Source organism: Microbacterium sp. CSI-V (assembly GCF_001984105.1).
Lineage (GTDB): Bacteria > Actinomycetota > Actinomycetes > Actinomycetales > Microbacteriaceae > Microbacterium.
This window is the reverse complement of record NZ_MTQM01000005.1, coordinates 267,789-281,590: the sequence shown is the minus strand read 5'-3', so window position 1 is coordinate 281,590 and position 13,802 is coordinate 267,789. Positions and strand designations below refer to the sequence as shown.

The 13,802-nt window shown below is 72.3% G+C and carries 13 protein-coding genes; 7 read left to right on the top strand and 6 right to left on the bottom strand.

The genetic code is table 11. The annotated features are described in order from the left end of the window. Window positions 1–72: 72 nt before the first annotated feature. The 4 genes from cofC to cofG form a co-directional block, all read right to left on the bottom strand. Window positions 73–711: a 2-phospho-L-lactate guanylyltransferase gene (gene cofC, locus CSIV_RS02430; RefSeq protein ID WP_077049817.1), complete on the bottom strand. Its 639-nt coding sequence runs from the start codon at window positions 709–711 to the stop codon at window positions 73–75. A 115-nt stretch (window positions 712–826) separates the two neighbouring features. Next, window positions 827–1,837 (bottom strand): glucose-6-phosphate dehydrogenase (coenzyme-F420), encoded by a 1,011-nt coding sequence (fgd, locus tag CSIV_RS02425; protein WP_077049816.1) that lies wholly within the window; start codon window positions 1,835–1,837, stop codon window positions 827–829. Continuing rightward, window positions 1,834–3,324, bottom strand: coding sequence for a flavin-containing monooxygenase (locus tag CSIV_RS02420; RefSeq protein ID WP_139340579.1), 1,491 nt, complete (start codon window positions 3,322–3,324; stop codon window positions 1,834–1,836). Before CSIV_RS02420 ends, fgd begins: the two co-directional genes overlap by 4 nt. After that, window positions 3,321–5,813, bottom strand: coding sequence for a 7,8-didemethyl-8-hydroxy-5-deazariboflavin synthase CofG (gene cofG, locus CSIV_RS02415; RefSeq protein WP_083734951.1), 2,493 nt, complete (start codon window positions 5,811–5,813; stop codon window positions 3,321–3,323). Before cofG ends, CSIV_RS02420 begins: the two co-directional genes overlap by 4 nt. Before the next feature lie 117 nt (window positions 5,814–5,930). Here cofG and CSIV_RS02410 point away from each other — a divergent pair, with 117 nt between their 5' ends. Continuing rightward, entirely contained in the window at window positions 5,931–6,320 is a 390-nt protein-coding gene (locus tag CSIV_RS02410; RefSeq protein WP_077049815.1) for a hypothetical protein, read from the top strand. Between the two features lie 21 nt (window positions 6,321–6,341). Here CSIV_RS02410 and CSIV_RS02405 read toward each other — a convergent pair whose 3' ends face one another. Both CSIV_RS02405 and CSIV_RS02400 read right to left on the bottom strand, forming a co-directional pair. Further along, window positions 6,342–7,160, bottom strand: a complete 819-nt coding sequence (locus CSIV_RS02405) for an ABC transporter permease (RefSeq protein WP_077049814.1) — start codon at window positions 7,158–7,160, stop codon at window positions 6,342–6,344. Next, window positions 7,157–8,320: an ABC transporter ATP-binding protein gene (locus CSIV_RS02400; RefSeq protein WP_077049813.1), complete on the bottom strand. Its 1,164-nt coding sequence runs from the start codon at window positions 8,318–8,320 to the stop codon at window positions 7,157–7,159. Before CSIV_RS02400 ends, CSIV_RS02405 begins: the two co-directional genes overlap by 4 nt. 87 nt (window positions 8,321–8,407) lie before the next feature. Between CSIV_RS02400 and CSIV_RS02395 the strand changes: the two genes are divergently transcribed. From CSIV_RS02395 to CSIV_RS02370, 6 genes are all read left to right on the top strand, one after another. Next, a complete protein-coding gene (locus CSIV_RS02395) occupies window positions 8,408–9,472 on the top strand; it encodes an enoyl-CoA hydratase/isomerase family protein (protein ID WP_077049812.1) in 1,065 nt (354 codons plus the stop codon). Between the two features lie 7 nt (window positions 9,473–9,479). After that, window positions 9,480–10,322, top strand: a complete 843-nt coding sequence (locus tag CSIV_RS02390) for an LssY C-terminal domain-containing protein (protein ID WP_077049811.1) — start codon at window positions 9,480–9,482, stop codon at window positions 10,320–10,322. Beyond that, the gene (locus tag CSIV_RS02385) at window positions 10,319–10,840 is read left to right on the top strand and encodes a hypothetical protein (protein ID WP_077049810.1); all 522 of its coding nucleotides are present in this window, start codon (window positions 10,319–10,321) and stop codon (window positions 10,838–10,840) included. Before CSIV_RS02390 ends, CSIV_RS02385 begins: the two co-directional genes overlap by 4 nt. Window positions 10,841–10,952: 112 nt before the next feature. Further along, on the top strand, window positions 10,953–11,876 hold the full coding sequence (locus CSIV_RS02380; RefSeq protein WP_077049863.1) for a DnaJ domain-containing protein: 924 nt from the start codon (window positions 10,953–10,955) through the stop codon (window positions 11,874–11,876). A 103-nt stretch (window positions 11,877–11,979) separates the two neighbouring features. Then, a complete protein-coding gene (locus tag CSIV_RS02375; RefSeq protein ID WP_238592324.1) occupies window positions 11,980–13,497 on the top strand; it encodes an SPFH domain-containing protein in 1,518 nt (505 codons plus the stop codon). A gap of 56 nt (window positions 13,498–13,553) precedes the next feature. After that, window positions 13,554–13,736: a DUF5302 domain-containing protein gene (locus tag CSIV_RS02370; RefSeq protein WP_076493352.1), complete on the top strand. Its 183-nt coding sequence runs from the start codon at window positions 13,554–13,556 to the stop codon at window positions 13,734–13,736. Window positions 13,737–13,802 lie beyond the last annotated feature (66 nt).

Genomic DNA, 13,802 nt, shown 5'->3' with positions numbered 1-13,802 from the left:
ATTGTCCGATCCGCGGAAAAAGTTCTCGGATGCCGGAAATACGTCGGGTCGCGCGTGTCGCCCCACGCCGCGTCAGGCCGCCGCGGCCGCCAGTACCGCCGCGGTCCGCGGGCCCACGCCGAGGGCCACGGCCTCGGCGAGCTGCGCGGCGGTGTCGACGTCGCGGCGGAGGGACGACCCCCGCGGAACGGCGAGGTCTGTGCACCCCAGGAGCCGGTGTCGGGCCGCGGAGTCGGCGCCGAAGGCCGAGACCCACACGGCGCCGGGGCGGGCGGTGACGAGGGTGGAGCCGGTGCCCTCGGCATCCGGGACCAGGCCCCGCTCGACCTCGCCCGCGAGCTTCAGTGCGGCGTCGAGGTCCTGCGGCGTGAGCGCGGGGACGTCGCCCAGCAGCGCCGCGCGGGGCGCCCCCTGGCCCGCCGCGTCGGCGCCCAGGGCGATGGCGGCATCGAGGCCGCGCACGTCGCCCTCGGCGATCACGTCGACCGCGGGCCACTGCGACACGAGCGCGGACACCTCGGCGTCGTCGGTCACCACCAGCACGTGCGACACGCGCGGGGTCGCGGCGACGGCCGCGATCGTGTCGAGCGCGATCGCCCGCGCCAAGGCCTCGCGATCGGCGGTCACGGCGGTCAACCGCGTCTTGCCGAGCGCAGCGGGCTTCACCGGCACGACGATCGTCCAGCCGTCACGGATCTCAGGAATGCTCATCGGCTCCATTGTGTGCCGGACTCCGGACATTTCCGTCCGGGGGTAGCGGTGCGCCCGCGAATCGTGCTGCGAAGACGAAGAGCATCCGGAGCACGGCACGCGGGTCCGCGAGGCCTCAGCTGAACCGGGCCCGCAGCCGCGGCAGGACCTCGGCGCCGTACGTGCGCAGGAACTCCTCCTGGTCGTGCCCCGGGTCGTGGAACACGAGGTGACGGAAGCCCAGGTCGACGTAGTGCGCGATGCGCTCGACGTGCTCGTCGATGTCGGTCGACACGATGAACCGGGACGCCGCCCGCTCGATCGGCAGTTCATCGGCGAGACGCGCCATCTCGAGGGGGTCGTGCACGCTCATCTTCTCTTCCGCCGAGAGCGCGAGCGGTGCCCAGAAGCGCGTCTTCTCGAGCGCGGTCTCGCGATCGGGGTGGTACGAGACCTTCACCTCCATGAGTGTGTCGATGTCGTCGCGCGTGCGCCCCTCCTTGGCAAGACCCTCGTCGAGCGCGGGCAGCAGCTTCTCGGTGTACAGAGCCGGGTCCTTGCCGCTCGTGGTGATGTACCCCTCGGCGATGCGTCCGGCGAGCCGCGTCGCCGCGGGACCCGAGGCGCCGATGTAGATCGGCACCTTCTGTTCGGGGCGGTCGTAGATCGTGGCATCCTTCACCGAGTAGTAGGTGCCCTCGAAGGTGACCCGGTCTTCGGTCCAGAGCTTGTCGATGAGCGTGATCGCCTCTTTGAGGCGCTGGAAGCGCTCGGGCGGCTCGGGCCACTCGAGGCCGAGGGTGACCTCGTTGAGGGCCTCGCCGGTGCCGACGCCCAGCGCGACGCGTCCGGGGAACATCACGCCGAGCGTCGCGAACACCTGCGCGATGACGCCCGGGTGATAGCGGAACGTGGGGGTCAGCACCGACGTCCCGAGGATCACGCGCTGCGTGCGGGCACCGAGCGCACCGAGCCAGGGCAGGGCGTTCGGGGCGTGCCCGCCCTCGTGCCGCCACGGCTGCAGGTGGTCGGAGAGGAAGACGGAGTCGAACCCGACCTCCTCGGCCAGCACGCTGAAGTCGAGCAGCTCGTTCGGCCCGAACTGCTCGCTCGAGGCCTTGTATCCGAAACGCAAGGGAATGGTCATTTCTCTCCTCCGACCTCGCAACCGCGCACGGGGGTGTGCGCGGGTTCGAACTCCGACCCGTCGGTGGCGACGAGTCGCTCATGGAACGCCTGCACCGTGCCGGGCCACAACAGCGTCAGACGCCCCGATCGGGGGTCGACGTACCAGTTGCGGCATCCGCCGGTGAGCCAGGGGGTGGATGCCGCGGCCGCGGCGATCTCCTCGGTGTACGCCGCCTCGGCATCCGGGCGCACCCGAAGCACGTGATCGGGGCGCCGGTCGCGCTCGGAGAGCGCACGGACGACGTAGGCGGCCTGCTCCTCGGCCATGAGCACGGCCGAGTTGTGACCGAGGCTCGCGTTGGGACCGTTCAGTACGAACAGGTTGGGGAACCCGGCCACGACCGTGGACCCGAACGACGTCATGCCGTCGGACCAGTGCGCCGCCAGCGTGCCCTCCTCGCCGTGCACGAGGTCGGCGTAGGGCTGCTGGGCCGAGGCGAAGCCGGTCGCCAGCACGAGCGCATCGGCCTCGTGGCGCGCTCCGCTCGCGGCGGTCAGCCCCGAGCCCTCTACTGCGACCAGGGCCGTGGGTTCGAGGGTGACGGCATCCGAGGCCACGGCGGGATAGAACGCGTCGGACAGCAGCACGCGCTTGCACCCGAAGGCGTAGTCGGGTGTGAGGGCTTCCCGCAGCGCGGGGTCGGCGACCTGGGCGTGCAGGTGGTCGAGCGCGATCTTCCGGGCGGCGGCGGATGCCGCGGCCTCGCCCGAGCGGGAGGCGAAACGCCGCTCGCCCTCGGCGTAGAGGTCGGCCCGCAACCGCGCGAGATCGCCGGGGTGCGCGGCGAGACGCTCGCGCTCGGCGAGGGGGATCTCCCCGCCCCCGCGCGGGACGATCCACGCGGGCGTGCGCTGGAACAGCGTCACGTGGGCGGCTCGGCGGGCGAGCTCGGGGACGAGCTGCACGGCGCTCGCGCCGGTTCCCACCACGGCGACGCGTTTACCCGTGAGGTCGACGTCGTGGTCCCACCGCGCGGAGTGGAACAGGGGGCCGGAGAACGACTCGAGGCCGTCGATCGCGGGGACGTACGGCTCGGTCAGGCGTCCGCAGGCGAGCACGAGGGAACGGGCGGCGAGGGGCTCGGCGCCCGTGTCGAGCTGCCAGAGCGCGCCATCAGCATCCCACCGCGCCCCGAGGAGCGGGGTGCGCAGCCGCAAGCGGTCGCCGAGGTTCTCACGCACGGCGACCTCGCGCAGATATTGCTGGATCTCGCCGCCCGGCGCGAACGTCCGCGTCCAGTGCGGGTGGGGGTGCGCGGCGAGGCTGTAGAGGTGCGCGGGCACGTCGCACGCGACACCGGGGTAGGTGTTGTCGCGCCATGTGCCGCCGACGTCGGCTGCGCGTTCGAGCACCACGATGTCGTCGCGGCCGGCGCGCCGCAGGGCCCCGGCCATGGCGAGGCCCGCGAAACCGGCGCCGACTATGGCGACGTCGATCACCCTCACGCGCGTGCTCCGTCGGCGGGGAGCGGGAATCGGGTGCCGCCGCTGGTCTCGATGTACGGGGACGAGGCATCGGTGACGCGATAGTCGGTCGTGCGCAGTCGGAACGGCCGCATCAGGCTGCGGGCGAGCCGCTCGGCGGCGGGGACGGGCAGCTCGAGGCCCTGCTCGATCCCGGTGTCGGGGAGCACCCGTCCGTCGTAGAGCGTGCCGCCCAGGTCGTCGCCGCCGGAGCGCAACAGCACCGCCGCGGTCTCGCGGCCCACGCGGGTCCAGGGGATCTGCACGTGCGCGATGCTGCCCGACAGCAGCAGCCGCGACACCGCGACCATCGCCCGGTGCTCGTCGATCGGTGCGCGCCCCGCCACCAGCGGCACGTCGCCGCCGGGGAGGGGGATCGGCACGAACTCGGCGAAACCACGGGTCTGATCCTGGATCCGGCGCAGCCGCCGCAGGTGGGCGATGCGCTCCCCGGCCGTCTCGACGTGGCCGTAGAACAGCACCGAGGTCGAGCGGAAGCCGGTCAGGTGGGCGGCCGTGATGGTTTCGATCCACGCGTCGATCTCGAGGTCGCCCGGCGCGACCAGGGCGCGCACGCGCTCGCTGAGCACCTTGACGCCCGTGCCGGGCACCGTGTCGACTCCCGCGTGGTGCATCGCGGCGAGGGCGCCACCGAGACCGAGCCCGCCACGATCGGCGAGGTCGCGCACGTCGAGCGGGCGGTAGGCGTGCACGTGGATGCCGGGGGCGGCCCGCTTCACGGCGCGCACGAGGTCGAGATACCCGGCGGGGTCTTCGCCGGCGGGCAGCGCACCCTGGATGCAGATCTCGGTGGCGCCGAGGTCGACGGCATCCGTCGCGATCGCCGCGGCGTCGTCGAGGTCGAACTCGCCCGGGGCCGTGCGGCCGGCGCGGCGGAGGCCGGTCGAGGTGAGGTTGCGGTTCTGCACGAGCGTGACCGGTTCGCCGACGGTGTAGCGGCGCGCGTCGTCGGCGACGGCGGTGAGCTCGTCGAGCTCCGCCCCCGTGGCGTGAAGCAGGCGCGTCCAATCGGCGTCGTCGAGGGAGAGGGGGGCGGATGCCGCCGTCTCGGCCAGGCGACGGATGCCGGGGTCGGCGGTGGTCGAGCCCCTCGGGGCGGACGCGTCGGCGCGCCCGCCTGTCGTCACGAGTGAGGAGGTCGCCGTGCGGTCGATCGGGTCGTCGTCGAGGGCGTCCGTGCGGCCGGCGTCACCCGGGACCCGGTGACCGCTCGGCACGACCTCGGCCGCGAGCCCCTCGGCATCCGCCAGAGCCCGGACGGGGGCGTGGAGGGCCAGGTCGATCCAGGTCTCGGCATCCCGAACGAACTCCGGGTGCGCGGTCAGGCGCTCGCGCAGGGTGTAGCCGTGCGCCGCGGTGGACGCGGCGAGGTCGTCGATGTGCGGCCACGGACGCTCGGGGTTCACGTGGTCGGCCGTGAGCGGCGAGACCCCGCCCCAGTCATCGATCCCGGCCTCGATCAGCAGCCCGAGCTCGCGCGGATCGGAGAGGTTCGGCGGAACCTGGATGCGCATGTCGGACCCGAACACGAGTCGCGCGACGGCGACCGTGGCGAGGTACTCGTGCATGTCGGCATCCGGGGCTCCCTGCATGGCGGTGCGGGGCTTCGCGCGGAAGTTCTGCACGATGACCTCTTGCACGTGACCGTGCCGATCGTCGAGGTCGCGCAGGGTGATCAGCGACTCGGCGCGGTCGCGGAAGGTCTCGCCGATGCCGACCAGGATGCCGGTCGTGAACGGGATGCCGGCGGCTCCCGCGTCGTCGATGACGCGCAGACGCAGGTCGGGGTCTTTGTCGGGCGACCCGAAGTGCACCTGACCGGGCTCCTCGTACAGGCGGCGCGAGGTGGTCTCGAGCATCATGCCCATCGACGGGGAGACCGGGCGCAGCGCGGCGAGCTCGTCTGGGTGCATCACGCCGGGGTTGGCATGCACGAGCATGCCGGTCTCGGCGGTGATGAGGCGGGCGATGTGCGCGACGTAGTCGATCGTGGAGGCGAAGCCGTGCTCGTCGAGCCACGCTCGGGCTTCGGGCCAGCGCTCTTCGGGGCGGTCGCCGAGGGTCAGGAGCGCCTCTTTGCAGCCGAGCGCCTGTCCCTGTCGGACGACCGTGAGCACCTGTTCGGGGCTCATGTAGGCGGGCTTGCGGAGGAGCGCGAGCTGGCCGGGGGTGTCGACGAAGATGCAGTAGTGGCAGCGGTCGCGGCAGAGGGTCGTGAGCGGCACGAAGACCTTGCGCGAGTACGTGATGATCCGAGGTCGACCGGCGCGCTTCAGCCCCTCGTCGCGGAGCAGGCCGGCCGCGCGGGACAGCACGTCGAGAGGGGCGTGCAGCAGCCGCTCGGTCTCGTTGACATCGGGCCGGTGTCCGTCGCGCACGCGGGCGAGGAGGTCGTCGATCGAGTCGCCCCGGGCCGGTGCGGCCTGCGGCGCAGCGCTGCCCGTACTCATCGCTCCAGGCTATCCCTCCGCTCCGACACGCGGGCCGAGCTGCGTCGCCCCGGATCGTTGCGCTCTCGTGAGGCGCCGGGGCGGTCGGCATCCATCGCCGCTGGCAGGATGGATGCCATGGTGACCCTGCTGCTCGATCAGGCGCAGCTCGAGGTCGTGCTCTCGCCGACCGAGCGTGCGCTGTCGTTCCGCAAGCGCAACATCGTCGTGCCGCGCGCGACGATCGACCGCGTGCAACTGACCGATGACGCGTGGACGTGGCTCCGCGGCGTCCCGAATCCGGGCACGAACCTCCCCGTCGTCGTGGCCGCGGGCACGTGGAAGTCGGCCGGCGGCAATGACTTCGTCGTCATCCGTCGCCGCAAGTCCAGCGTCGTGATCGACCTCAGCGGCCACGACGAGTTCGAGCGGCTGGTCCTGACGACCAAGCACGGTGTGGCCCTGCTCAAGGCGCTGCGTCTCGAGGTGGCATCCGAGCCCGAGGACGTCGCCGATCTCGTGTCCTGACGCCAGGCCCCCCGCCCCGCGTCAGTCGATGTCGCGGCGCCAGGTCGTGGCGAGGCCGATGAGCACCAGCACCACGGCGTAGCCGAGCAGCACGAGGCCGCCGAGCCACCACTCCAGAGGCTCGGCACCGCCCGCCCCCACGGCGCCGAAGATCGTCTTGCCGACGAGCGCGTCGCTCGCGGCGCTCGGGAACCACCGCGCGACCTCGCCGAGGCCGTCGACGACACCGGCGATCGTGCGCACGATCGGCTCGACGAACAGGGTCACCGCCAGCACGATCACGATCGCGGCGACCTGGTTGCGCACCACGGTGCCCACGCCGATCCCGACGACCGCCCACAGGGCGAAGGCCAGCAGCATGCGGCCCACGAGCACCCACGTGTCCGATGAACCGAGCTCGGTGCCGAGTCCGAACGCCGCGAAGACGCCGGCGCCCGCACCGATCGCCGCGATCGACCCGAGCACGCCGTACAGGATGCCGACGAGGATGCCGATCGCGAACTTCCCGACGAGCACCACGCCGCGGCGGGGTGTGGCCAGGAACGTCGGGGTCAGGGTCTTGTGCCGGAACTCGGTCGTGACCATGAGCGTCCCGGCCAGCAGCGGGAAGACGTACCCCACGGCGCTCGCCGAGCTGTAGACCAGGGCGGCGAGACCGTCCGTGGGCAGCGCCGGTCCGGAGGCGCCCGGCAGCTTGCCGGATGCCACGCCCCCGAACGCCAGTGCGAGCACGCCCGCCGTGAAGCCGACGTAGACGATGAGCACGATGCCCAGCACCCACCATCCGGCGGTGCTGAACTGCTTCGTGTACTCGGAGCGAGTGGATGCCACCAGGCTCATCGCGGCACCTCCGTGTCTGCGGCGCGGGCGTCGTCGATGGGCACGATGTCGATGACCCCTGTCGAGGCGACCGCGTACGAGGAGCGGGGCTCGGGGTCGGGCTCCACCGGAGCGGCGGCGCGCCGCGGGGCGGCGAGGACGGGGACGAGATCGGTCGACGGTGCGGGTTCCGGCGCGGGCGCGGGGGCCTCGGCATCCACCGTCTCCGCTTCCGCCGGCGCGGCGGGGGGCGCGGCGACGACCGGGCCGGCTGCGCTCGCGTGCGTCCGCACGCCGCTGACGAGCTCGAGGAAGATGTCCTCCAAGCTCGCGCCCTTGCTCTGCAGGTGCGACAGCGCGATGCCGGCGCCGGCGGCGAGGGTGCCGATCTCGAGCGGTTCGACGTGCCGGATCGTGAAGCCGTTGCGCAGCAGCTGGAAGGCGATGCCGCGTTCCTCGAGCAGCCGAGACAGTGCCTCGCGGTCGGGGGAGTCCACGACGGTGGAGTACTCGTCGGGGTCGGCGAGGTCTTCGGTGCCGCCCTGGAAGACGAGCGTGCCGCGCGAGATGATCAGCAGCGCGTCGACCGTCTGCTGCACCTCGGCCAGCAGGTGCGACGAGATGAGCACGGTGCGGCCCTCCTCGGCGAGGTGACGCAGCAGCGAACGCATCCATCGGATGCCCTCGGGGTCGAGACCGTTGGACGGCTCGTCGAGCACGAGGACGCCGGGGTCGCCGAGCAGGGCCGTCGCCAGGCCCAGTCGCTGACGCATGCCGAGCGAGTAACCGCCGACCCGGCGTCCGGCGACGTCGGCCAGACCCACGAGCCCGAGCACCTCGTCGATGCGCGACAGGGGCAGCCGCGCCGCGCGGGCGTAGGCCTTCAGATGGTTCGCCGCCGAGCGTCCCGGGTGGAAGCTGGATGCCTCGAGAGCGGCGCCCACGGTCTGCAGCGGACGGTCGATGTCGGCGTAGCGGCGGCCGCCGATCGTCGCGGATCCGGACGTCGGGCGCACGAGGCCCAGCAGCATGCGCAGCGACGTGGTCTTGCCCGCACCGTTGGGGCCGAGGAATCCCGTCACCAGGCCCGGCTCCACGCGAGCGGTCAGGCCGTCGACGGCCGACACCGCGCCGAAGCGCTTGGTCAGCCCGGAGAATTCCAGCACCTGTCCTTGGGGCATCGAGTACCTCTCGTTCGGCGGGCGTTCTCCCCATCTTCCCCGATCCGAGGCCGAAAACACATCTCGCGCCCTGTGTAACGTGGCAGCGTGAACGCACAGCGATCCGACGACGACGCGGTCTACGCGCGAGCCTGGCGCGGAGTGGGGCACCTGACGCTCAACCGTCCCCGCGCGATCAACGCGCTCGACCTCGGCATGATCCGGCTGCTCTCGGCCGCCCTCGACCGCTGGGAGCGCGACACCGACGTCGACCTGGTGCTGCTCGACGGCGCGGGGGAGCGCGGGTTCTGCGCCGGCGGCGACGTGCGGGCGCTCTACGACTTCGTCGTCCAGGGACGCGTCGACGAGGTCCACACCTTCTTCCGCGAGGAGTACGCCCTCAACCACCGCATCGCGACCTATCCGAAGCCGATCGTCGCGATCGCCGACGGGGTGACGATGGGCGGCGGGATCGGGCTGGCCGGACACGCGCGCATCCGCATCGTCACCGAACGTTCGCAGCTCGCGATGCCCGAGACGCGCATCGGGTTCACCCCCGACGTGGGCGGATCGTGGCTGCTCGGTCGCGCGCCCGGCCGACTGGGTGAATACCTCGGTCTCACCGGGGCCACGATGGATGCCGCGGACGCGCTGTACGCGGGCTTCGCCGACCATCTCGTCCCCGTCGCCCACCTCTCGGCGCTCCACGAAGCGCTGGAGTACCGCGCCGACCCCTCGAGCCCCACGGAGCTGGTGCTGCTGTTCGACGAGAGCCCCGAGCGATCGAATCTCGAGACCTGGCGTCCGTGGATCGACGACGCCTTCTCGGCCGACGATCTCGACGGCATCCTGCATCGGCTCCGCCGGCGCTGGGAACCGGAGGCGCACGCGACCGCCGACCTGCTCGAGTCCTCCGCCCCGACGGCGGTGTCGGTGACGCTCGAGGCCGTCCGACGGGCGCGTGCGCTGCCGTCGCTGCACGCCGCCCTCGCGCAGGAGTACGGGCTGGTGATGTGGTTCGCCACGACGCAGCCCGACCTGGCCGAGGGGATCCGCGCGCAGCTGGTCGACAAGGACCGGTCGCCGTCCTGGTCGCCCGCGCATCGGTTCGAGCTGCCCCCGGGCCGCGTCGCCGAGGCGTTCGCCCACGAACCCGAACCGGCTCTCTGGTAGCGGCGACATGGGCGGACGCAGGCGTTGGTCGTTCGGGCGGCTGCTCGACGGGTTCTTCTTCGTCTTCGCCGGGCTCGCCGCCGTGTGGCTCGCGTACCTGAGCTTCACCCAGACGTTCACTCTCGGCTGGGCGGGGATCGTCATGGCGATCTTCTTCTGGGGGCTCCTCGCCTACCTGGTGCTCCCGCGGCTGCATCGCATCCTGACCGCCGTCTACGTGCCTGACTACTTCATGGGGCGCACCCGCACGTCCGACGGACTGCTCGGCGACCCGGTGAACCTCGCCTTCCAGGGCGAGCGTGCGCAGGTCGAGGCCGTGATGGCCGCGGCCGGGTGGATCCCCGCCGACCCCGTCGGCCTCGGCTCGTCGTGGCGCATCGTCACGTCGACGCTTCGCCGTCGCAGCTACCCGACCGCGCCGGTCAGCCCCCTGTTCCTGTTCGGCCGGATGCAGGACCTCGCCTACCAGCAGGAGGTCGCGGGATCCCCGGCACAGCGCCACCACGTGCGACTCTGGCGCTGCCCCGACGGGTGGCTGCTCCCCGGTGGACGACGGGTCGACTGGCTCGCCGCCGGCACGTTCGACCGCGCCGTCGGACTCTCGCTGTTCACGCTCCAGGTCACGCACCGCATCGACGCCGACACCGACATCGAGCGCGACCACATCGTCGCGACCGTGCAGGAGCTGCCCGGTGTCGCGGTCGACGTCATCCGCGACTTCTCGACCGGCTACCACGCGCGCAACGGCGGGGGCGACAGCATCACCACCGACGGCGACCTGCCGATCCTCGACGTGCGCGGGGTCCCGGATGCCACGGCGGCCGGCGCCCGAGCGGAGGGCCGGTCGTGAGCGAGAGGCATCCCCGCAAGAGGGCGGCGTTCGAACCGATCGCCGCACCGGTCGTCCGCGACTCCGCGATGCGCCGTCCCGCCGCGACCGTCGCCGGTGGGGTCCTCGTGCTCCTCCGCGCGGTCGCGGGCATCGTCTGGACCCTCACGGTCGTCTTCCCCCTGCCGCCGTGGCTGCAGGCGGTGGCGGGCGCGGCGGACGGCTCCGGCGAAGAGTCGACCCTGACCCTCTCCGACCTCGGCCTCGACGCCGGGATCTTCTTCGGCGTCCTGGGGGCCATCACCCTCGTCCAGGCGGTCTTCGGCATCCTGCTCCTGCGCGGAAGCAACGTCGCCCGTGTGATCGTCATGATCGTGTCGACGATGTCGATCGCCACGGCGTTCGCCGGGTGGTGGGAGCTGGGGCAGGAGATCACCGTCGGCACGACCCTCGTCACGGTCAGCCTCGACATCCTGGTGCTCCTCGCCCTCTCGAGCCGGGATGCCGCCGCCTACGCCCGCCGCAACGAGCGCCGCTGACGCGGGAGTCGTGCCGCCGTCAGCGAAACCTCGGGCGGATCCCGGGGGTTGCACAGACGGCGGCGGATAGCCTGAAAGGTGCCGCACCCGAGCGGCGGAACGGATGACGGACGTGTTCGACAGCCCCATGTCGGTTTCGGCCTACGAGGTGCTCCGCGTCGATGTCGACGTCGACGACGAAGGCCTCCGCCGTGCGTACCGCGTCCGCCTGCGCGAGACGCACCCCGACACCGGCGGTGACGCCGCCCTCTTCGTCCAGGTGCAGCGCGCGTGGGAGCTCGTCGGTACGCCCGAGGCCCGGGCCGCCTACGACCGCGGTCGCGGACACGCGTCGGCCGAGTGGGGCGGCGCGGCGGCGGCATCCGCTCCTCCCCGTCCCGACACGCGGCCCCGCGCCCGCGCGTACGGCCAGCCCGGCGGCTGGCGGCGCGAGCGCTACCTGTCGCTGATCCGCGAGTGGGTGGGGCGCGGCGTCGACGTCGGCGATCCGTACGACCCCGCGCTGGTGCGGTCGGCGCCGCCGGAGATCCGGCACATCCTCGCCGATGCGCTCGCCGAGGAGGAGACCGCGCGCCTGGTCGCCGACCTCGGCATGGGGTACACCGTGTGGCACGACGTGTTCGCCGACCGCGACGGGGTCGACCCCGAGCAGAAGATCGACCACCTCGTGCTCGGACCCAGCGGCCTGTACGCGATGCTCAGCGAGGACTTCGGCGGCCCGGTGGGGGTCCGCCGCGGTGAGATCAGCGGTCCGAACGTCATCGGCTCCCCGGTCACCCAGCTCGTCTCGCGGGCGCGCGTGATCGCGCGCGCCGCGGGGGTGCGCTTCAGCGGCGCGATGGTGGTGCTGCCCGACGACGCGATCCTCGACGCGGTCACCGACCTCGGCAAGGTCCGCGGAACCCCGGTCGTGCTGGTGCAGCGCAGCGCCCTCACGACGCTGCTCCGCCGCGGCATCCCGGGGGCGCGCGAGGTCGGTGGCACCGAGCTGTTCGACATCCGCACCCGGTTGCAGCAGCGGGTCCGGCACGTCTGACGCGGGCTTGGCCTCGCCGCCCGCGCGGCGACGCCCTCCCGCCCGATAACGTGTTCGCAGGGGGCTCGATGGGGGCCTGCGAACCCGGTGCTTGGGGGCTGTGGTGGAAAGTGACATTTGGGGGATCGCCGGTCTGGTCGTCCTGATCGGGGTGATTCTGGCGGTCCTCGTGATCGGCTTCTTCATCTTCCGCGCCTGGTATCAGGTGCCGCAGGCCGACGAGGCGATCGTCATCGTCGGTAAGAAGCAGCGGGGCGCCGACGGCCTCACCTCGAACATGACGGTGATCACCGGCGGCGGCGCGTTCGTCAACAAGCTGACGCAGCGGTCCGATCGGATCTCGTTGCGCTCGCGGCAGATCAAGATGGAGCCCGTCGCGCAGACCAAGAACGGCGTGACGATCCATCTCGCCGGGGTCGCGCTCGTGAAGATCGGGTCGCTGCCCGATCAGGTGCGCGCGGCCGCCGAGCGGTTCGCCTCGCAGGACCAGGCGATCGACGTCTTCACCACCGAGCAGCTCGAGGGAGCACTGCGCGGGGTCGTGGCCAAGCTCAACGTCGAAGAGGTCATGCAGGACCGCCAGAAGCTCGGCGACGAGATCGCCGAGGGCATCAAGGGCGACCTGCTCGCGCAGGGCCTGGTGCTGGACTCCTTCGCCATCCAGGGCGTCACCGACCGCAACGGGTACATCGACGCCCTCGGCGCGCAGGAGGTCGCGCGCGTCAAGCGCGAGGCCGAGGTCGCGCGGATCGAGGCCGCCCGCGAGGTGAAGGCCCGCCAGCTCGCCACCGAGGAGGCGAACCTCGTCGAGCAGACGGCGTTCGACAAGAACAGGGCGGCGTCGAAGTCCCAGATCGGACGCGCGAACGCCGAGGCGGAGCAGGCCGAGAACCTCGCCCGAGCCGAACGCGAGCAGGCGGTCCTCGTGCAGCGCGCCGAGAACCGCCAGGCCGAACTCGACGCCGACGTCAAGCGCGTCGCGGATGCCGAGAAGTACCGCAAGCAGACCGAGGCGGATGCCGAGTCCTACGCGCGGCAGAAGAAGGCCGAGACCGACCGTCAGGTCGCGCAGCAGGAGTCGGACGCCGAGGCCTACGCCGTGCAGCGTCAGGCCGAGGCGCGGCAGGCGTCCGCCGCCGCGGAAGCCGCCGCCGTGCGCGCACGTGCCGAGGCCGAAGCGGAAGCGTTGCGCGCCCAGTCCGGAGCGGAGGCGGAGGCCCTGCGGGCGAAGGCCGTCGCCGAGGCCGAAGCGATCCGCGCGAAGGGTGAGGCCAGCGCCGCGGCGATCAAGGCCGAAGCCGAAGCGCTGCGCGAGAACCAGGAGGCCATCCTGGGGCGCGAGCTCATCGGGCAGCTCCCCGCCCTTATGGCCGAGTTCGCCAAGGGCTACCAGAACGTGGGCAGCGTCACGCTCGTCGGCGGCGACACGGCCGGCACCCACATCGCCCGCGAGCAGGCCGCGGGCCTCGCCGCGACGTTCCACAGCGTCAAGTCGGCGACCGGCGTCGACCTGGGCGCCATCCTGCAGGGACAGGCGTTCGGTCGCGGCGTCGCGTCCGTCAGTGACGCCGCGAACGGTCACCACGCGGCCGACGACGGACAGCCCGCTCCGACGCGATGAGCGGGCGTCGGCGTCCGGACCGCGCGCGGCGGCCCGGACGTGCCTAGGGTGGGGGCATGAGTACCGACGAGACCCCGGATGCCACGGCATCCGACGACATGAAGCGCAAGTTCAAGGAAGCCCTGGCGAAGAAGAACGGGCAGCAGCGGTCGGGTCAGGCTCACCTGGACGGCCACTCGGCCGTGCAGGGCACCCACGGAGCCGTGACGAAGCGCGAGTTCCGCCGCAAGAGCGGCTGATCGGCCGGGCCGGACTCCTGAGATCTTGACACCCCGCGGCCCCCACGACGCCGGGAGGCGGCCGCG

Bases quoted from the DNA above. Each gene is read 5' to 3' on its own strand.
- CSIV_RS02390 (WP_077049811.1), top strand. From the start codon at position 9,480: ATGGGCGGACGCAGGCGTTGGTCGTTCGGGCGGCTGCTCGACGGGTTC.
- CSIV_RS02405 (WP_077049814.1), bottom strand. From the start codon at position 7,160: ATGAGCCTGGTGGCATCCACTCGCTCCGAGTACACGAAGCAGTTCAGC.
- CSIV_RS02410 (WP_077049815.1), top strand. From the start codon at position 5,931: ATGGTGACCCTGCTGCTCGATCAGGCGCAGCTCGAGGTCGTGCTCTCG.
- cofG (WP_083734951.1), bottom strand. From the start codon at position 5,813: ATGAGTACGGGCAGCGCTGCGCCGCAGGCCGCACCGGCCCGGGGCGAC.
- CSIV_RS02400 (WP_077049813.1), bottom strand. From the start codon at position 8,320: ATGCCCCAAGGACAGGTGCTGGAATTCTCCGGGCTGACCAAGCGCTTC.
- cofC (WP_077049817.1), bottom strand. From the start codon at position 711: ATGAGCATTCCTGAGATCCGTGACGGCTGGACGATCGTCGTGCCGGTG.
- fgd (WP_077049816.1), bottom strand. From the start codon at position 1,837: ATGACCATTCCCTTGCGTTTCGGATACAAGGCCTCGAGCGAGCAGTTC.
- CSIV_RS02370 (WP_076493352.1), top strand. From the start codon at position 13,554: ATGAGTACCGACGAGACCCCGGATGCCACGGCATCCGACGACATGAAG.